Origin of the sequence: Tersicoccus sp. Bi-70 (assembly GCF_001968825.1) — a bacterium.
Classification (GTDB): domain Bacteria; phylum Actinomycetota; class Actinomycetes; order Actinomycetales; family Micrococcaceae; genus Tersicoccus.
In genome coordinates, this window is record NZ_MIEU01000011.1 from 68,876 (window position 1) to 85,919 (window position 17,044).

Genomic DNA, 17,044 nt, shown 5'->3' on the forward strand with positions numbered 1-17,044 from the left:
GATGTTCCGTCACGGCCGGATCCGTCCCGGTGGGACAGCGGTGAGACAGCGATGGGCGAGCCCGCGGCGCCGTTGCCGGATGCTCGGGTCGACGATCTCGGCCCGGGACTTCAGTCGAGCGGGGTGACGGTGACCGGGGTGCCGGCCGGCAGCGTGTCCGCCGTCATCGGCAGGTGGACGAGCACGTCCGCCGTCGCCGCCGCGTGCAGCAGGTGCGAGCTGGGGCCGCCGACCAGGCGCACCGTCGGCTCACCGTCGTCACCGCTGGCATCGAGGACGCCGCGGCGGATCTGCTGCTTGCCCGCCAGCGGCGTCACCGGCTCGGCGAGGACCGCCCGGAAGCGGGGCCGCGCGGGTGCGCCGAACCGGGTCGCGAGCGCGGGCCGGAGGAACATCTCGACCGAGACGAGCGTGCTGACGGGGTTGCCGGGGAAGGCGAGGAACGGCACCGGCGCTGACCTGTCCCCGCCTCCGACGGCGAGCAGACCCGCGCCCTGCGGCCCGCCCGGCTGCATCGCGACCGGGCCGAAGACGACGCCGCGTCGGCCGAGCGCCTGCTTGACCACCTCGAAGGCGCCCCGGCTGATGCCGCCGCTGCTGATCAGCAGGTCCGGGGCCGTCTCCCGCACGTCGGAGGCGACGGCGGCCAGCAGTGCGGCCGGTTCGTCCGCGACCAGCCGCGCCGTGACGACCTCGGCCCCGCAGGCGGTCAGCGTTGCACGCAGGATCGCGGTGTTGGCGTCGTGGATCTGGCCCGCGCCCAGCGGCAATCCCGGGGCGACGACCTCGCTGCCCGTGCTGTAGAGCAGGACGCGCAGGCGCCGGCGGACGACCACGTCGGCCGACCCGAGCGCCGCGAGGACGCCGACCGCCGCCGGCGTCAGCCGGGTGCCGGCCGTCAGGGCGGTGGCGCCGCGAGCCAGGTCCGAGCCGGCGGGGCGGACGAAACGGCCGGTGGTGGTCGAGGCCGCGTCGTCCACGAATTGCACGTGCGCACCGCTGGGCGGCTCGAGCGCGTCACCGACCCAGTCGGGGAACCGTGCGGGGTCGGTCTCCTCGACGGGGACGACGGCGTCGGCACCGGCCGGGATCATCGCGCCGGTCATGATGGCCGCCGCCGTTCCGGGCGGCAGCAGGGCCGGAACCGCTCCGGCCGGGACGGCCGCGGTGAGCGGAAGGGCGACCGGACCGCCCGGGGTCCGCGCGAGGTCGGCGGCGCGAACGGCGTACCCGTCCATCTGGGCGTTGTCGAACGGCGGCAGCTCCAGGCCCGCGACGACGTCTTGAGCGAGCACCCGGCCGCCCGCCTCGGCGAGGGGGACGGTCACCGGATCGAGCGTGAGCCCGTCCAGCAGCGCGAGCACCGCGGCGGCATGCTGCTCGACGGTGCGGGCCGCGTGCGGCCACGGGTCGGCCCGGGGAGTAGTCATCGGTCCGAGCGTACCGACGTCGTTCACCGGACGCGGCAGCTCGTCAATAGATGCTCCATCGGCCGTCGAATCGACCCCGGATGCGACATCTATTGACGACCTGGCGGAAGTGGTGACTCAGGCGGTGACCTTCAGCCCGATGACGCAGCCGACGATGCCGGCCACGAGTACCAGCCGGATGACGGAGACGGGTTCCGCGCCGGTCAGCATGCCCCAGATGACGGTGAGGGAAGCGCCGATCCCCACCCACACGGCGTAGGCGGTGCCGGTCGGCAGGTCGCGCATTGCCCACGCGAGGCCGGCCATGCTGCCGATCAGGCCCGCGCCGAAGACGAGCGACGGCACCAGCTTCGTGAAGCCCTCCGACCGGCCCAGGGCCACGGCCCACACGGCCTCCAGCACCCCGGCGATCACCAGAACGAACCACGACATGACGAACCTCCTGTGGGCCGTCTTGTCGCTCGCCGGGTACGGCACCCCTCGTCCGGTGGCCCGTCATGGGCTCCTTCTCAGGCTCGCACACCCCGGTACACCGGGCAATGGACGGTGGGCAGCGTCACCACCGCGGTCACCTCCACCGCGGTCATCTCCACACGGCCGTCAGCCGGCCGGCGAACCGCGCGGCGACGAGGACGACGAGGTAGATCGCCACGAGCATCAGGCACACCCCGAGCGCCTGGTCCGGCCGCGCGGAGTTCAGCGCCAGCGAGATCTGCAGGGGCAGCGTGCGGGTCTGGCCGTCGATGCTGCCGGCGAAGGTGATGGTCGCGCCGTACTCCCCCAGCGAGCGGGCGAAGGCGAGCAGGGTGCCGACGAGGATGCCGGGCGCCGCGAGCGGCACCGTGATGTACCGCAGGACCTGGTTCGCCGAGGCACCGCAGGTCGCGGCCGAGAGCTCGAGCTCCTCATCGATGCCCGCGAGCGCCGTCATCACCGAGACGATGAAGAACGGAAGCGAGACGAACACCTGGACGATGACGACGGCGGCCGGGCTGAACCCGACCCGGATACCGAGGGTGTCCAGCAGGGAACCGAACAGTCCGTACCGGCCCCAGAAGAACAGCAGCACCAGCCCGGAGACCACCGGGGAGAGCACGAGCGGGACGAGCAGGGCGCCGCGGGCGAGGTCGACGGCGGTGCCGCGCAGCCGGGTCATCAGGACGGCGACCGGGACGCCGAGCACCGCGCACAGCCCGGTGGAGATCGCCGCGGTGCCGAGCGAGAGGGCCAGGGAGCGCTGCACCTCGGGCTCGGCCAGCAGCCCGGGCAACTGAGCCCACGGGACGTTGAGCAGCAGACCGGCGAGCGGCCCGAGCGTCAGGGCGAGGACCAGCGCGAACGGCACCCACAGCCACCCCGGCGTCGTCGCCCGGTTGAGGCGGCCGGACGGGCGAGCGGATGGGCGTGCGTCCAGGCGTGCGCTCATCCGGATACCCGGTGCGGACGGTCCAGCATCGGCTCGACGCCGGGGCGGAATGCGCTGCCCCGGACGATGCCGAAGCGGCCGTCCGGCGTCGGCGGAACGGTCACGAGGGGGCGTCGAACCCGGCGCGCTGGAGCACCGCCCGGGCCTCCGCGCCGGTCAACCAGGTCCCGAAGTCGGCGGCGGCCGGATGCGTCGCGCCGTCCTTCGTCAGCGCGACGGGATACGGGTTGCCCCCGGCGTCGGGCAGTTCGATGATGCGCACCTTGTCACCGGCCGTGGTGGCGTCCGTGCGGTAGACGAGCGCCGCCTGCACCTGCCCGGAGGTGAGCTTGGTGAGCGCGCCGCGCACGTTCTCCTCCTCCGTCGTCGCCGAGGGCGTGACCTTCTCCTTCGTCAGCACGTCCCGGCTGACCCGGCCGCACGGGACGTCGGCCGCGCAGATCGCGGTCCGCACGCCCTCCTTCGCCAGGTCGGCGAGCCCGGTGATGCCGGCGGACGGGTCGACGGCGAGGACGAGGTGGTTGACGGCGACCACGGTCGGATCCCCGGCGAGGATGTCCTTGCCCGACAGCGGCTCGAGCGACTCCTGGTCCGCCATGATCAGGACGTCGGCGTCGGCCCCGGCGATCAGCTGGCTCACGAGCGCCTGGCTCCCGGCGAGGTTGAATCGCACCTCGACGCCGGGGTGGGACGCCCGGTACGCCTCGGCCAGCTTCGGCCCGACGTCGGTCAACGACGCCGCCGCGAAGACGGTGACGGTCTGCTGGCCGGTCGACTGGCCGCTACCCGAGCCCGTCGACCCGGAGGCGCCCGGCGTCGACGCGCACGCGGTCAGCAGCAGGGCGGCGGCCACGGAGAGCGCGCGCACGGGTAGGACGACGGCGCGGGCGGGACGGGGCCTCATGCCCCCATGCTAGGCGGACGGTCCGACGAGCCTGCTGCTCCCCCGCTCGGTCCGCGGTCGTCGCCGGGTGGGACACGGGATGGCCGCCTAAGTTACCCGCGAGTAGGGTTGGCGTCATGCACCTGCTGCTGCGCACGCTCTACTGGCTCATCGTCTCCCGCCGGCGGCCGAAGCTGTCCATCTGGGACACCGCGACACTGCCGATGCGCGCCCGGCTGACCGACATCGACATCGCCCGGCACATCAACAACGGCATGTACTTCTCGCTGTTCGACCTGGGTCGGTTCGACCTGATGGTGCGCGCCGGCTTCTGGGACGTGATGCGCCGGCGCGGCTGGTCCCCCGTCGTGCAGGCGGAGACCATCACGTTCCGGAAGTCCGTGGTGCTCGGTCAGCGGTTCACGCAGGAGACGAAGATCCTCGGCCTCGACGAGAAGTGCGTCTACATCGAGCAGCGCGTCGTCGCCGACGGCGAGATCCACGTGCGCGCCTACCAGGCCGCCCGGTTCGTCTCCCGCTCCGGCCCCGTGTCCAACGAGGAGATCCTGGCCGCGATCGGCGATCCGATGCCGGCCGACCGCGAGGTGCCCGCCTGGCTGCACGAATGGCGCGAACGGACCGCGCTGCCATCGACCCGGAAGCCCGCCCCGCACGTCTGGTGACCGCCGGTCCCGCGTCGGGGGCTGGGTCGGCGGGGGTCCGCAGCAGGCTGATCATCGGACGCCGTAGCATGGACGAATGGCAGTGTCCCTCGGCATCCCGCGCGTCCTCCCGACCGCCGGCGTGCCGGATCACGGCGGGCTCGCCGACCAGTACGGCCGGGTCGCCACCGATCTGCGCATCTCCCTGACCGACAAGTGCAATCTGCGCTGCACCTACTGCATGCCCGCCGACGGCATGGACTGGTTGCCCGGTCGGCAGCTGCTGACCGCCGAGGAGATCACCCGGTTGGTCGACATCGCGGTGGACGAGCTCGGCGTCGTCGAACTGCGGCTCACCGGCGGGGAACCCCTGATCCGCAAGGACCTCGAGGAGGTCATCGCGGGCGTGCGCGGCCACCACCCGGACCTGCCGATCTCCCTGACGACCAACGGCGTCGGCCTCGACCGGCGCGCGCGGACCCTGCGCGATGCCGGGCTGACCCGCATCAACGTCTCCCTCGACACCCTCTGCCCGGAGACGTTCGTCGCGCTCTCCCGCCGCAACCTGCTCGAGCGGACCCTGGCCGGGATCGCCGCCGCCGACGCGGCCGGGCTCGCCCCGATGAAGATCAACGCCGTGCTGATGCGGGGCTTCAACGAGCACCAGGCGAGCGAGCTGGCCGGCTGGTGCCTGGCGCGCGGCTACGAACTGCGGTTCATCGAGCAGATGCCCCTGGACGCCGATCACGGCTGGCGGCGGGACACCATGATCACCGCCGCGCAGATCCGGGCGCTCGTCGAACAGGACTTCGTGCTCACCCCGCATCCGGCCGAACGCGACGGTGCCCCCGCCGAGCGGTACCACGCCGTCTCCCGCACGGATCCGGCGATGCGGGGCACGCTCGGCATCATCGCGTCCGTCACCGAGCCCTTCTGCGCCGACTGCAAGCGCACGAGGATCACGGCCGACGGCAAGGTGCGCAGCTGCCTGTTCTCCCACGAGGAGATCGACCTGTTGCACCTGCTCCGCGGTGACGCCGACGACGCGCAGATCGCCCAGCGGTGGCGTCAGGCGATGTGGGTCAAGCCGCTCGCCCACGGCACCGACTCCCCCGGCACAGAGGGACTCGATGCCTCCGGCTATGTGCAGCCGGACCGCTCGATGAGCGCGATCGGCGGCTGAGCGTGCAGATCAACTACTACGCCGGGGCGGCGGCCGCGGCGGGCACGACCGCGGAGACGGTCGACACCGCGGGCCTGACGTTCGGGCAACTCAAGCAGCGGCTCGCGGCCGCGCACCCGGCCGTGCCGGGACAGCCGGTGCTGCACGACGTGCTGACCCGCTCCTCCTTCCTCCTCGACGGGCTGGCCGTGCGCGACGACGCCCGCGTGCTGGACGGGGCCGGTGCCCTCGACGTCCTGCCGCCGTTCGCCGGCGGGTGACGGCCACTTCCCCACCCGGCGGCGCCCTCCCTCACGGCGGGCAGCAGGGCGGCGCGGCCGACGACGGCGGCGAGCGGGAGCGCGGCGGACTGCGTCTGAGCGCCGTCGTGCTCGCCGGTGGGCGCGGCTCCCGGCTCGGCGGTGTCGACAAGGCGTCCCTCACCCTGGACGGGCGGCGCCTGCTCGATCGGGTGCTGGATGCGGTCGCGGGGGCGGGCGTCGCAGCCGGGCGGATCGCGATCGTCGGTTTCGACGACGTGCTGCCGGCCGGCCCTCTCGACCGGCCCGGGCGTTCCGGGAACGGAGGCCCTCGTCTCGTGCGGGAGGACCCGCCGTTCGGTGGCCCGGCCGCCGCCACGGCCGCCGGCCTCGGGGCCCTCGCAACAGAGCCGGACGACGACGCTGACGATCCCGACGCCTGGGTGCTCCTGCTCTCGTGCGACCTCGTCCACCCCGATGACGCCGTCGAGGCGCTGCTGCCCGCGGTGCGGTCGGCGGCGGAGACGACGGACGCCGCCGTCGTCGGTGTCGACCCGGACGGACGTCACCAGCCCCTGACCGCCGCTTACCGCCGTGGTGCCCTTGCGGCCGCCGTCGCCGCCCTCACCGCCTCGCGCGGTGGTCTCACCGGTGCCTCGATGCGGGATCTGACCGGTGAGTTGAGCGTGATGGAGGTGCCGCTGACGAGCGCGGCGAGCGCCGACGTCGATACGGTGGAGGATGCGCACCGGACCGGGGTGCGTCTGCCGCACTCGCCGGACGAGCGAGCCCGACCCGAGGAGGACGCATGAGCGAGAAGGACGAGATCCTGCAGGACTGGGCCCGGCGACTGGCCGAGCAGCTCGGCGTCCCGCTCGAGCAGGTCCCCGTCGACGACATCCTCGCCCTCGCCGGGGTCGCTGCCCACCAGGTGATCCGGCCGGCGGCGCCGCTGACCACGTACATCGTCGGTTTCGCGGCCGGACTCGCGGCCGCCGGTGGGCAGACCGATCGTCCCGGCACGGCGATGGACACCTACGCTGACGCCGCCCGCCGTCTCGCCGAGAAGGTCGCGGCGGAGCGGGAAGCAGCCGACGGAGCGTCGTCCGAGCCGGGTTCCGGGCAGGCGTCCGTGGACGGCTCCGACGGCGATGCCGTCACGCACGGCTCCGCGCCGGACGCGCCCCGGCCGGCCCCGGACGAGACGGCCTCGTGAGCGGCCCAGCCGCACCGCACTCCCCCGCCCCCCGTCCCACCTGGCAGCAGGCGCACGCGCTCGCCCACACCGCGGGAACGCTGCTGGAGGCTCGCGACGTCCCTCTCACCGAGGCGCTCGGCTGCCTGCTCGCCTCCGACCTCACCGCTCCCACGGACCTGCCGCACTACGCGTCCTCGGCGATGGACGGCTGGGCCGTGGCCGGCGCCGGCCCGTGGCGGCTGGGGGACGACCCCGGCCGGTCGCCCGAGACCGCCCTCCGCGCCGGCGAAGCGGTGCCCATCCTCACCGGCGGCGCCGTGCCCACCGGTACCACGGCGGTGCTGCGCAGCGAGCACGGCCGCCTCGACCGACCGGCCGGGAGCGGCGAGCGCGCAGCCGCCCTGCTCGTCGACACCGGCCCTGTACCCGTTCCGGCCGACGCTCACATCCGGCCCGCCGGCGAGGAGGCGGTGGCCGGTGACGTGCTGATCCGCGCCGGTGAGGTGCTGACGCCCGCGCACGTGGCCCTCGCCGCCGTCGTCGGCGCCGACACGCTCACCGTTCGGCCCGTGCCCGCCGTGACCGTGCTGCTGACCGGCGACGAGGTCATCACCGCCGGCGTTCCCGCGCCGGGACAGGTCCGCGACGCGTTCGGGCCGCAGCTGCCCGCCGTCGTGAGTCTGCTCGGCGGCCGGACCACCGCCGTGCACCGGCTGCCCGACGACCGCGACGCCGTCACGCGAGCGCTGACCGCGGCGGCGGCCGACGTCGTCATCACCACCGGCGGCACCGGCCGCTCGAGCGCCGACCACGTCCGGTCAGGACTGATCGATCTCGGCGCCGAGTTGATCATCGACGGCATCGACGTCCGGCCCGGCCACCCGGCGGTCCTCGCTCGGCTCCCGGACGGCCCGCTCGTCGTCGCCCTGCCCGGTAACCCGCTCGCCGCCATGCTCACGCTGCTCACCCTCGCCCAGCCGGTGCTCGCGGGCCTGCTCGGCCGGCCGCGGCCCGGGTCCGTGCTGGCGCGCAGCACCGTCGATCTGCCGCCGGGCCGCACCACCCGCCTCGTCCCCGCGCGGCGCGTCCCCGGGACGGACGGCGTCGCTCCGTGCGGGCACGCGGGCGCCGGCATGCTGCGCGGTCTCGCCGACGCCGACGTCGTGCTCGTCGTCCCGGCGCGCGGACTGATCGCGTGGCGGGAGGCGGAGGCCGTCGCGTTGCCGTGGGCCCGGCAGCAGGTCGACACCGCGGCATCGGTGATCCGGGAGGACCAGGCCGCCGGCCGGAGCGACGCGTGGTCTCCCCGTGACGACGCGGCGCTCGAGCCCGAGACCGCGGCGAGGCCGGTCGTGCGGGTCGAGGGACCGCGGATCTGAGCCGGCAGCGCCCTCCGGAGCGGCAGCATCTGATCGGAGAGCGGATCGCCCGGCGGCCGGAGCGGTGCAAGGACAACACCGAGTGGGACGCGTGTGACTGGTGAGCCGTCCGTAGCGCCACACCCGCCCCATCCGTCACACTCGGTGTAGCCATCGGATCGCTGCCGAGCCCGAGCGTGCCCGACCCCTCATCCAGAGCCGGCAGCACCAGTCAAGGAGTCCGCGGCGGCAGCGGGTGGATCGTGTGCTGCAGCAGCACGCCGTCCTCGATCATGAGTTCGCCCCAGGTGCCGTGGGGCTGTCGGCGCTTGTCGGTCGGCGAGCCCGGATTGAACAGGGGCACCGCCCCGGCAGGCTCGTCCAGCGGGATGTGGGAGTGGCCGAAGACGACGAGATCGGCGTCCGGAAAGCGGCGTCGCATCCGCCGGTCACGCCCCTGGCGTGGGCCCGCGTCGTGGATCATCGCGACCGCGAGCCCGGCGAGGTCCAGCTCCAGCGTCTCGGGCACCTCGCCGTCCGGTCCGCCGTCCCAGGCCGCCACGTCGTCGCCGTCGTTGTTCCCGAGCACCGCACGGACGGGGGCGTGCGCGGCCAGGTCGTCGAGCACGCCCGGCGTGCAGACGTCTCCGGCGTGCAGGATGACGTCGGCGGCGGCCAGCGGCTCGTGCAACCCCGCCGGGACGCCCTTCCAGAACCGGGGCGCGTGGGTGTCCGAGAGGACCAGCACCCGCAGGCGCGTCACCGGGTCCGTTCCACGCTGCCGGTGTGGACCCCGAAGGAGCCGCTGCGGTGGTCGGCCACCCAGTCCTGCAGCACGCGACGGACGCTGTGGAACGCGAGGTCGCGCCACGGGATCTCCTCGATGCGCACGAGGGCGTTCTCGATCGTCTCGGGGCCGGGCGCGAGGTCGAGGTCGAGCAGCCGGGCCCGGTAGAAGAGATGCACCTGGCGCACGTGCACGGCGTCGAGGACCGAGAAGAGGCCCTCGAGCTCGATGTGCGCGCCCGCCTCCTCGCGGGTCTCCCGCGCGGCGCCCTCGGCGGCCGTCTCCCCGACCTCCATGAAACCGGCGGGCAACGTCCAGTAGCCCCGCCGCGGCTGGATGGCGCGTCGGCAGATCAGGATGCGCGGCTCCCCGTCCTCGTGCTGCCACACCGGCACGGTGCCGACGACGTTGATGGGATTGACGTAGTCGATGTAGCCGCAGTTCGGGCACACGGCGCGCAGCCGGTCCTCCATCGGCGGGATGCGCTGCTCGACGGCGTGACCGCAGCGGCGGCAGAAGTGGATCTCGGGGACGGCCATGCTCCAGCGTCTCACCTGTGCCGCCATCCGCGGCGGCTGGATGACGTCACACGGCAGGTGCTACCCCGCTGCGGCCTGCACCCACACCCCGATGGCGAAGACGCTGACCGCGAGACACCCGCAGCCGAACTCGACGAGGATGCCGATGCCGGTGGCCTTGACCGCAGCCCAGCTGGTGCTCAGCGCCGCCTTCAGATCGCGCTGCCGCGCCAGCTCGCTCAGCAACAGGCCGCCGACGAATCCCACGAGCAGGCCGACCACGGGGATCAGGAAGGCGCCGACCACGGCCGCGACCAGCCCGACGAGGATCGACCGGTTCGGGATGCGCCGTGCCTTCAACCGGCGTCCGGTGAGCACCCAGCTCGCCGACATCCCGGCCGCGGCGAGCACCGTGCCGACCGCGAAGACGACCCACCCGGTGGTCGAGCCGATGCTGATCGCCCAGATCAGTAGCCCGACCACGATGAGGATGCTGCCGGGCAGGACGGGCACGACGATGCCGATCAGTCCGACGAGCAGCACCAGCGCGGCGATCACCGTCGCGAGCACCTGCCCCGAGGTCAGGGGCGGCGCGGTCGCGGCGACCGTCGTGAGCGTGGGCAGCGCGGACGGGATCATGGCCGCATCGTCTCACGCCCCGTCGAAGGGCAGGGAAGCCTAGCGGCCGAGCTCCTCCGCGAGCGCGGCGACGAATGCGTCGACGTCGGCCTCGGTGGTGTCCCACGCGCACATCCAGCGCACCTCGCCGGTGTGCTCGTCCCAGTCGTAGAACCGGAACCGGGCCCGCAGCCGTTCGGCGACGTCGCGGTCCAGCACGGCGAACACGGCGTTGGCCTGCGTCGGCTGGGTGACGCGCACGCCGTCGAGCGCCTCGACGCCTGCCCGCAGCCGCTGCGCCATCGCGTTGGCGTGCCGGGCGGACGTCAGCCACAGATCACCCTCGTAGAGGGCGACGAGCTGGGCCGAGATGTACCGCATCTTCGAGGCCAGCTGCATGTCCATCTTCCGCAGGTACGGCAGCGCGGTGGCCAGCTCCGGGTCGAAGACGACGACGGCCTCGCCGAACATCAGGCCGTTCTTCGTGCCGCCGAAGGAGATGGCGTCCACGCCGGCGTCCCGGGTGAAGACGTGCAGCCCCTCGCCGAGCGTCGCGGCCGCGTTGGCGAGTCGGGCCCCGTCCACGTGCAGCTTCATGCCGCGCTCGTGCACGTGGTCGGCGATCGCGCGGATCTCGTCCACGGAGTAGCAGGTGCCCATCTCCGTGGTCTGCGTGATGGACACGGCGAGCGGCTGCGCCCGGTGCTCGTCGCCCCAGCCCCAGGCCTGGCGGTCGATCAGCTCAGGCGTGAGCTTGCCGTCCGGCGTCGGGACGGTCAGCAGCTTCAGCCCACCGACCCGCTCGGGCGCCGCGTTCTCGTCGACGTTGATGTGGGCCGTTTCGGCGCACACGACGGCGCCCCAGCGCGGCAGCAGGGACTGCAGGGAGACGACGTTCGCGCCGGTGCCGTTGAAGACGGGGAACGCGAACGTCGGGGTGCCGAAGTGTCGGCCCAGCACCTCCTGCAGCCGCTCGGTGTACTCGTCCTCGCCGTACGAGATCTGGTGGCCGGCGTTGGCGGCGACGACGGCGTCGAGCACCTCGGGATGCACGCCCGCGTAGTTGTCGGAGGCGAAGGTCCGGGCGTGTCCGGGCGGCAGATCGGTGCCGGGCGCCTGATCGCTGGTGGAGAGGGGGGCGAAGTCGGACTCGGAGTGCTCGCTGGCCTCGGAGCCGTGCGCGACGCGCGGGTTTTCAGTCACGCTCCTACTGTGACCGATGCCGCACGGATCGCCCAATTTCTCGGGCCGATCCGGCCGCCCGTCGCTTCCGTCAGGACCAGAAGATCGGCAGGGCCTGCGGATGCCGGGCGTGCAGGATCGAGAGGAAGACGACGACGTCGAACAGCAGGTGGACGCACAGCACGTAGAGCAGGGACCGGGTGCGCATGAAGAGGTAGCCCTGCAGCAGGGCGAACGGGATGGTCAGGGCCGGTCCCCACGCCTGGTACCCGAGCTCCCACAGGAAGCTGACGAAGACGATCGCCTGCAGCACGTTGGCGTGCCAGAACGAGAAGTGTCGGGCCAGCAGCGCGAAGACGGTGCAGATGAAGAAGAACTCGTCCCACGAGCCCATGTACGTCACGCCGACCAGGAAGCGCCCCACCTCGGTGCCCTCGGCCAGCGGCGGCCAGTTCAGGTAGGCGCCGCTGCGCACGAAGTAGAGCGGCAGCACCACCCAGCCGATGGCCGGCACCGCGACGAGGTAGGCGATCATCCCGCGGGTCCACCGCTGCCCCGAGAGCCACCGGAAGCGGACGGCGTGATCGCCGTAGCCGAACCGGGACTGCAGGTACGGGACGGCGACGGCCAGGGTCAGCACCGTTCCGAGCAGGGCGATGTTGGCCCAGCCGACGTCGGCGCGCACCGAGACCGTGGAGACGATCACCAGCCCGACGGCGACGAGCAGCAGGTCCCGCAGCAGCACCCGGTCCAGCCAGACGCACAGGCCGATGCCGGCGGCCATCGCGAGGTAGCCGACGGGCCGCCAGTCGAGGGCGAACAGGAAGAAGCCGGACAGACACACCAGCAGCGCCGGCACCAGGGCCACGCTCCATCCCGGCCGGCGCGGCCCGGCGGACCGTGCACCCGTGCCCGTACCCGCGCCCGGGTCGACACCGGTCACGGCAGGTTCGCGGTTCGACTCCATGGACGCCATTCTCCCCACCCGGTCCTCTGGGGCCTTCCGGAGCCGCGGAGTTACCGGCCGGTAGCCGAGCGGGCGTAGCCTCCGGAGCATGCGTACCCACATCAGCCGGGCCGCGCGACTGCGCGCCTCCCGCCGGCACAGCACCCCCACCCTCACCCCGGCGACGACACCGCCCACGCCGGCCGCCGTCGCAACCGCCGTCCCGGAGTTGGCCCCGGTCTCCGCCGTGACCTCCGTCGCCATCCCCGCCGTGGGCCGGCGCCCGCGCCGCGGCCGGGTCAGCCCGCTGCAGAACCTCGCCCGGGTGACCCTGGGGTCGGTCCTCGTGTTCGCCGGCATCGGCCACCTCAGCTTCGCGCGGGAGGAGTTCCGGGCCCAGGTGCCGCGGACGCTGGGGCTCGACCCCGACGCCGTCGTCGTCGGCTCCGGCTGGGTGGAGATCGCCCTGGGAGCGGCGATCCTCGCCCGCGGGGGCCGCCGGCCCGGGATGGGGCGGTTCACCGCCGGTTTCTTCGCCGCCGTCTTCCCGGGCAACCTCGCCCAGTTCGTCGGCCGGCGCGACGGCTTCGGGCTGGACACGGACAACAAGCGGGCGGCCCGGCTGCTCGGCCAGCCCGTGCTGATGGCCTGGGCGCTGTGGTCCATGGGCGCGATCGGGAAGCGGCGCGCGTGAACGGCAGTCGCGTGGCGCGCACCCTCGGCCGGCTCGCGCTCGGCGGCTTCATGCTCACCGCCGGCGTCGCCCATCTGCGCCAGCCGATGCGCGGCCAGTTCGCGCGGATCGTCCCGCCGTGGGTGCCCGGCACGCCGGACGGCGTCGTCGTCGCCTCCGGCGTGGTCGAGCTCGGTCTCGGGACGGCGGTCCTCGCCCGCGGAGGCCACCGACCGGTGATGCGGGCGGTCATGGCCGGCTTCTTCGTCGCCGTCTTCCCCGGCAACGTCCACCAGTTCACCCATCGGATCCGGGCCTTCGGGGTCACCGATCAGCGTCGCCGATTCGTCCGGTTGCTGCTCCAGCCCCTGCTCGTGCTGTGGGCCTGGTGGGCGCTGAGCGGGTCGGGCCGGCGGCGCCGCTGAGGGTCCGCCGGCGTCGTGCCGAGCGTCCTGATACGGCGTGACCGGCACCACCGGCGGAATTCTGACCGGCATGCCCTCGTTGAGGATGACGAGAATGCCGTCACCCCGACCGGAGGAACCATGACCGTCCCCGCCCTGTTCGAGCCGATCACGCTGCGCGACCTGACCCTGGCCCATCGCGGCTGGGTGGCACCGATGTGCCAGTACTCGTGCGACCCGGTCGCCGCACCCGGCGTGCCCACCGACTGGCACCTGGCCCACCTGGGCGCCTTCGCGCTCGGCCGTGCGGCGCTGATCATCACCGAGGCGAGCGCCGTGAACCCGGAGGGACGCATCTCCCCGCAGGACGCCGGCATCTGGAACGACGAGCAGGCCGCCGCGTGGCGCCGCATCGTCGACTTCGTCCACACGCAGGGCATCGACACGAAGATCGGCGTCCAGCTCGCCCACGCGGGACGCAAGGCGTCCACCTACGCGCCGTTCGCCGGTCAGCACGGCTCCGTGCCCGAGTCCGAGCACGGCTGGACCACGCTCGGCCCGACCGACGCCCCGTTCGACGGGTACGCCGCCCCGACCGCCATGACCGAGGAGCAGATCCTCGCCGTGGTCGACGATTTCGCCGCCGCGGCCCGCCGCGCCGTCGACGCCGGCTTCGACACCGTCGAGCTGCACGCCGCGCACGGCTACCTGCTGCACGAGTTCCTCAGCCCGCTGGTCAACGACCGCACCGACGGCTGGGGCGGCGACGACGAGGGCCGCATGCGGCTGCCGCTGGCCGTGATCGACGCCGTCCGCGCCGCGATCCCCGATTCCATGCCACTGCTGGTGCGCGTCTCCGCGACCGACTGGGAGGACATCGAGGCGGATCTGACGTTCACGTCGAAGTTCGTCACCCTCGCCCACGAGCACGGCGTCGACCTCGTCGACGTCAGCTCCGCCGGCAACCTGGGCGCTCCGAAGGTCCGCGGCGGCGCCGGGTACCAGACCGGTTTCGCCGAGCGGATCCGGCGGGACACCAAGGTGCCCACCTCGACCGTCGGCATGATCACCGACCCGGTCCAGGCCGAGCACATCCTGCTCTCGGGCCAGGCGGACGTCATCACGGTCGCTCGCGCGGCGCTGGCCGACCCCCGCTGGTGGCTGCGTGCCGCCTACCGGCTCGGCCACGAACTGTCGTGGGTGCCGCAGTACGAGCGCGTCAGCCCGTCCCGGGTCTTCTGACCCCCGCACGTCCTCGTCGCCAGCTCGTCAATAGATGTCCCATCCGGCCGGATTCTCGCCGGTTCAGTGCATCCATTGACGAGCTGGCGTCGTGAGGGGGCGTTTCAGCGGGAGCTGATCCGCTGGAACTTGCGCACGCACAGCGGCACGAACACGGCCAGCAGTACCGCGGAGCCGATCAGCACGGTCGGCACCGGGTGCTGCATCGGCCACGCGTCCGGCACGGGCGCCGACCCGAGGTTGCCGAACAGCTGGCGCGCCGCCTGGACGAGCGCCGACACCGGGTTCCAGTTGGCGAAGAACTCGAGCGGGCCGGGCAGCGTCTGGGACTGGACGAACGCGTTGGAGATGAACGTCAGCGGGAACAGGATCATGAACGACGCGTTGTTGATCGCCTCCGGGGACCGGACGGACATGCCGATCAGCGCCATCACCCAGCTGAACGCGTAGCCGAACACCAGCAGCAGGGCGACCCCGCCGAGGAACGACCACACCGACGTCGTGAACCGCCAGCCGACGAGGAACCCGGTGAGGATCATGATCACCATCGAGATCGCGTTCAGCACCAGATCGCCGTTCGTCCGGCCGATCAGCACCGCGGCCGGGCTCATCGGCAGGGTGCGGAACCGGTCGATGATGCCCTCCTTCAGGTCCTGCGCCATCGCCGACCCGGAGAACGTGGCCCCGAAGACGATGGTCTGCCCGAAGATGCCCGCCATCAGGAACTGGGTGTAGTCGGTCCCCTGCACCCGGATCGACCCGCCGTACACCTGGCTGAACAGCAGCACGAACATGATCGGCTGCAGCACCGCGAAGATCAGCATGTCCGGCGTGCGCCTGATCTTGAGCAGGTTCCGCCACGTGACCGTCCAGCCGTCCGCGAGCAGCGTCTGCAGGCCACCGGTGACGGACGGGGTCAGCGGCCCGGCCGCGGTGGTCGGCGCCGTGCCTGTCGCTGCGCTCATCATCGCTCCGCTCCGGCCCGGTGACGGGCCCGCTCCCGGGGTCGCTCCCCGTCAGGGGAGTCGTCCGTCATGAGGCCGCCGCCGTGTCGGGTGGCCGTTCGTCCGGCGGCAGGGTCGGTGACCGTGTCGCGGCCGTCACCGTCGGACGGTGACGGGCCGGCGACGCCGGTCGCGGCGCCCGCGACCGCTCCACCACGAGCACCGCCGCCATCGCCGTGAGCGCGCCCGGCATCAGGACCGGCACCGTCGTCAGCGGTCGTGGCCTCCGGGCCACCAGGGCCACCGTCGTCAGCGGTCGGCCCGTCCTTTCCCCGCCGGCGACGCCGCCTGCCGTCCCCGTCCGGCTCGTCCGCCGACTGGGCCTCCGCAGCCGCGTGCCCGGTCAGCCGGAGGAACACGTCGTCCAGGGTCGGGCGGCGGATGCCGGCGTCGTGCACCCGCACACCCGCCGTGTCCAGGTCCGCGAGCACGCGCTGCAGGGCGATCGGGCCGTGCTCGACGGCGACGTCCACCTGCCGGCCCGCGGCGTCGACGCGGGGCTCACCGCTGCCGTGCCGCGCCATGATGTCCCGCACCACCGCCATGTCCGCCGGGTCGACCAGGGTCGCGGCGACCCGGTGCCCGCCGACCTGCGCCTTGAGTTCGTCGGCGGTGCCCTCGGCGATCACCCGGCCCGCATCGATGACGGAGATGGCGTCCGCCAGCTGGTCCGCCTCCTCGAGGTACTGGGTGGTCAGCAGCACCGTCGTACCGCCGCCCACCAGGTCCCGGATCACGTCCCAGAGGCCGAGCCGGCTGCGCGGATCGAGGCCGGTGGTCGGCTCGTCGAGGAACAGCACCTGCGGGTTGATGACGAGGGCACCCGCGAGGTCGATGCGCCGCCGCATGCCGCCGGAGAAGCCCTTGACGGGCCGGTCGCCCGCCTCCGCCAGCCCGAACACGTCGATCAGTTCCTTCGCCCGCGCCCGGGCCTGCCTCCGGCCGAGGTGGTACAGCCGGCCGACCATCTCCAGGTTCTCGAGGCCGGTGAGGTTCTCGTCGACGGCGGAGTACTGGCCGGAGACCCCGATGATGCTGCGGATCTGCTGGGGATGGCGCGCGACGTCGATGCCGTTGATGCTCGCCGTCCCGTCGTCGGGCCGGATCAGGGTGGTGAGCACCTTGACGACGGTGGTCTTGCCCGCGCCGTTGGGGCCGAGCAGGCCGCGGACGGTGCCCTGCTCCACGGTCAGGTCCACCCCGGTCAGGGCGTGGACGGGTCCGGAGCGGGAGGAATAGGTCTTGGTGATGCCGCGGGTCTGGATCGTGGCCATGACGTCCTCGGGGATGG

Annotated in this window: 20 protein-coding genes and 1 riboswitch; of the genes, 9 read left to right on the forward strand and 11 right to left on the reverse strand. The window is 73.1% G+C overall.

Annotated features, from left to right (window positions below; all coding sequences use genetic code 11):
- Positions 1-110 precede the first annotated feature (110 nt).
- From glp to modA, 4 genes are all read right to left on the reverse strand, one after another.
- Positions 111-1,430 carry a gephyrin-like molybdotransferase Glp gene (gene glp, locus BGP79_RS06815; RefSeq protein WP_076694696.1) on the reverse strand — a complete coding sequence of 440 codons (1,320 nt, stop codon included), beginning with the start codon at positions 1,428-1,430 and terminating at the stop codon, positions 111-113.
- A gap of 117 nt (positions 1,431-1,547) precedes the next feature.
- Complete coding sequence (locus BGP79_RS06820) at positions 1,548-1,862, reverse strand: multidrug efflux SMR transporter (protein ID WP_198928437.1); 315 nt, start codon at positions 1,860-1,862, stop codon at positions 1,548-1,550.
- 11 nt (positions 1,863-1,873) lie between these two features.
- A riboswitch (guanidine-III (ykkC-III) riboswitch) is annotated at positions 1,874-1,938 on the reverse strand.
- Positions 1,939-2,013: 75 nt separating this feature from the next.
- A complete protein-coding gene (locus tag BGP79_RS06825) occupies positions 2,014-2,856 on the reverse strand; it encodes a molybdenum ABC transporter permease (protein WP_083701663.1) in 843 nt (280 codons plus the stop codon).
- Positions 2,857-2,956: 100 nt separating this feature from the next.
- Complete coding sequence (gene modA, locus BGP79_RS06830) at positions 2,957-3,760, reverse strand: molybdate ABC transporter substrate-binding protein (RefSeq protein ID WP_076694053.1); 804 nt, start codon at positions 3,758-3,760, stop codon at positions 2,957-2,959.
- 116 nt (positions 3,761-3,876) lie between these two features.
- Between modA and BGP79_RS06835 the strand changes: the two genes are divergently transcribed.
- The 6 genes from BGP79_RS06835 to BGP79_RS06860 all read left to right on the forward strand — a co-directional run bounded on the left by BGP79_RS06835 (position 3,877) and on the right by BGP79_RS06860 (position 8,400).
- Positions 3,877-4,422, forward strand: a complete 546-nt coding sequence (locus BGP79_RS06835; protein ID WP_076694055.1) for a thioesterase family protein — start codon at positions 3,877-3,879, stop codon at positions 4,420-4,422.
- 76 nt (positions 4,423-4,498) lie between these two features.
- Positions 4,499-5,584 (forward strand): GTP 3',8-cyclase MoaA, encoded by a 1,086-nt coding sequence (gene moaA / locus BGP79_RS06840; protein WP_076694057.1) that lies wholly within the window; start codon positions 4,499-4,501, stop codon positions 5,582-5,584.
- 2 nt (positions 5,585-5,586) lie between these two features.
- Positions 5,587-5,844 (forward strand): MoaD/ThiS family protein, encoded by a 258-nt coding sequence (locus tag BGP79_RS06845; protein WP_198928438.1) that lies wholly within the window; start codon positions 5,587-5,589, stop codon positions 5,842-5,844.
- The gene (locus BGP79_RS06850) at positions 5,841-6,635 is read left to right on the forward strand and encodes a molybdenum cofactor guanylyltransferase (protein WP_198928439.1); all 795 of its coding nucleotides are present in this window, start codon (positions 5,841-5,843) and stop codon (positions 6,633-6,635) included. Before BGP79_RS06845 ends, BGP79_RS06850 begins: the two co-directional genes overlap by 4 nt.
- The gene (locus BGP79_RS16145; protein WP_076694059.1) at positions 6,632-7,039 is read left to right on the forward strand and encodes a DUF6457 domain-containing protein; all 408 of its coding nucleotides are present in this window, start codon (positions 6,632-6,634) and stop codon (positions 7,037-7,039) included. Before BGP79_RS06850 ends, BGP79_RS16145 begins: the two co-directional genes overlap by 4 nt.
- On the forward strand, positions 7,036-8,400 hold the full coding sequence (locus tag BGP79_RS06860) for a molybdopterin molybdotransferase MoeA (RefSeq protein WP_076694061.1): 1,365 nt from the start codon (positions 7,036-7,038) through the stop codon (positions 8,398-8,400). The genes BGP79_RS16145 and BGP79_RS06860 overlap by 4 nt, the downstream gene beginning before the upstream one ends.
- 211 nt (positions 8,401-8,611) lie before the next feature.
- Here BGP79_RS06860 and BGP79_RS06865 read toward each other — a convergent pair whose 3' ends face one another.
- The 5 genes from BGP79_RS06865 to BGP79_RS06885 form a co-directional block, all read right to left on the reverse strand.
- Complete coding sequence (locus BGP79_RS06865; protein WP_233121236.1) at positions 8,612-9,142, reverse strand: metallophosphoesterase family protein; 531 nt, start codon at positions 9,140-9,142, stop codon at positions 8,612-8,614.
- Positions 9,139-9,705: an NUDIX hydrolase gene (locus BGP79_RS06870; RefSeq protein WP_198928440.1), complete on the reverse strand. Its 567-nt coding sequence runs from the start codon at positions 9,703-9,705 to the stop codon at positions 9,139-9,141. The genes BGP79_RS06865 and BGP79_RS06870 overlap by 4 nt, the downstream gene beginning before the upstream one ends.
- A 60-nt stretch (positions 9,706-9,765) precedes the next feature.
- Positions 9,766-10,323, reverse strand: a complete 558-nt coding sequence (locus tag BGP79_RS06875; RefSeq protein WP_076694063.1) for a DUF456 domain-containing protein — start codon at positions 10,321-10,323, stop codon at positions 9,766-9,768.
- Positions 10,324-10,362: 39 nt separating this feature from the next.
- On the reverse strand, positions 10,363-11,403 hold the full coding sequence (locus BGP79_RS06880) for a low specificity L-threonine aldolase (RefSeq protein ID WP_076694705.1): 1,041 nt from the start codon (positions 11,401-11,403) through the stop codon (positions 10,363-10,365).
- A gap of 172 nt (positions 11,404-11,575) precedes the next feature.
- Positions 11,576-12,451, reverse strand: a complete 876-nt coding sequence (locus BGP79_RS06885; RefSeq protein WP_233121239.1) for a CPBP family intramembrane glutamic endopeptidase — start codon at positions 12,449-12,451, stop codon at positions 11,576-11,578.
- A gap of 88 nt (positions 12,452-12,539) precedes the next feature.
- On the opposite strand from BGP79_RS06885, the gene BGP79_RS06890 reads away from it, so the two are divergent.
- From BGP79_RS06890 to BGP79_RS06900, 3 genes are all read left to right on the forward strand, one after another.
- Positions 12,540-13,124: a hypothetical protein gene (locus BGP79_RS06890; protein WP_369800171.1), complete on the forward strand. Its 585-nt coding sequence runs from the start codon at positions 12,540-12,542 to the stop codon at positions 13,122-13,124.
- Positions 13,121-13,528, forward strand: coding sequence for a hypothetical protein (locus BGP79_RS06895; RefSeq protein WP_076694064.1), 408 nt, complete (start codon positions 13,121-13,123; stop codon positions 13,526-13,528). The genes BGP79_RS06890 and BGP79_RS06895 overlap by 4 nt, the downstream gene beginning before the upstream one ends.
- 120 nt (positions 13,529-13,648) lie before the next feature.
- Positions 13,649-14,749 (forward strand): NADH:flavin oxidoreductase/NADH oxidase, encoded by a 1,101-nt coding sequence (locus tag BGP79_RS06900; RefSeq protein WP_076694066.1) that lies wholly within the window; start codon positions 13,649-13,651, stop codon positions 14,747-14,749.
- Positions 14,750-14,853: 104 nt separating this feature from the next.
- On the opposite strand, the gene BGP79_RS06905 is transcribed toward BGP79_RS06900, so the two are convergent.
- Positions 14,854-15,714 carry an ABC transporter permease gene (locus BGP79_RS06905; RefSeq protein ID WP_076694068.1) on the reverse strand — a complete coding sequence of 287 codons (861 nt, stop codon included), beginning with the start codon at positions 15,712-15,714 and terminating at the stop codon, positions 14,854-14,856.
- Positions 15,714-17,027, reverse strand: coding sequence for an ATP-binding cassette domain-containing protein (locus tag BGP79_RS06910; RefSeq protein WP_083701664.1), 1,314 nt, complete (start codon positions 17,025-17,027; stop codon positions 15,714-15,716). Before BGP79_RS06910 ends, BGP79_RS06905 begins: the two co-directional genes overlap by 1 nt.
- Between the last annotated feature and the right edge of the window lie 17 nt (positions 17,028-17,044).

Bases quoted from the DNA above. Each gene is read 5' to 3' on its own strand.
- glp (WP_076694696.1), bottom strand. From the start codon at position 1,430: ATGACTACTCCCCGGGCCGACCCGTGGCCGCACGCGGCCCGCACCGTC.
- BGP79_RS06820 (WP_198928437.1), bottom strand. From the start codon at position 1,862: ATGTCGTGGTTCGTTCTGGTGATCGCCGGGGTGCTGGAGGCCGTGTGG.
- BGP79_RS06825 (WP_083701663.1), bottom strand. From the start codon at position 2,856: ATGAGCGCACGCCTGGACGCACGCCCATCCGCTCGCCCGTCCGGCCGC.
- modA (WP_076694053.1), bottom strand. From the start codon at position 3,760: ATGAGGCCCCGTCCCGCCCGCGCCGTCGTCCTACCCGTGCGCGCGCTC.
- BGP79_RS06835 (WP_076694055.1), top strand. From the start codon at position 3,877: ATGCACCTGCTGCTGCGCACGCTCTACTGGCTCATCGTCTCCCGCCGG.
- moaA (WP_076694057.1), top strand. From the start codon at position 4,499: ATGGCAGTGTCCCTCGGCATCCCGCGCGTCCTCCCGACCGCCGGCGTG.
- BGP79_RS16145 (WP_076694059.1), top strand. From the start codon at position 6,632: ATGAGCGAGAAGGACGAGATCCTGCAGGACTGGGCCCGGCGACTGGCC.
- BGP79_RS06870 (WP_198928440.1), bottom strand. From the start codon at position 9,705: ATGGCCGTCCCCGAGATCCACTTCTGCCGCCGCTGCGGTCACGCCGTC.
- BGP79_RS06875 (WP_076694063.1), bottom strand. From the start codon at position 10,323: ATGATCCCGTCCGCGCTGCCCACGCTCACGACGGTCGCCGCGACCGCG.
- BGP79_RS06885 (WP_233121239.1), bottom strand. From the start codon at position 12,451: ATGGAGTCGAACCGCGAACCTGCCGTGACCGGTGTCGACCCGGGCGCG.
- BGP79_RS06890 (WP_369800171.1), top strand. From the start codon at position 12,540: ATGCGTACCCACATCAGCCGGGCCGCGCGACTGCGCGCCTCCCGCCGG.
- BGP79_RS06900 (WP_076694066.1), top strand. From the start codon at position 13,649: ATGACCGTCCCCGCCCTGTTCGAGCCGATCACGCTGCGCGACCTGACC.
- BGP79_RS06905 (WP_076694068.1), bottom strand. From the start codon at position 15,714: ATGAGCGCAGCGACAGGCACGGCGCCGACCACCGCGGCCGGGCCGCTG.
- BGP79_RS06910 (WP_083701664.1), bottom strand. From the start codon at position 17,027: ATGGCCACGATCCAGACCCGCGGCATCACCAAGACCTATTCCTCCCGC.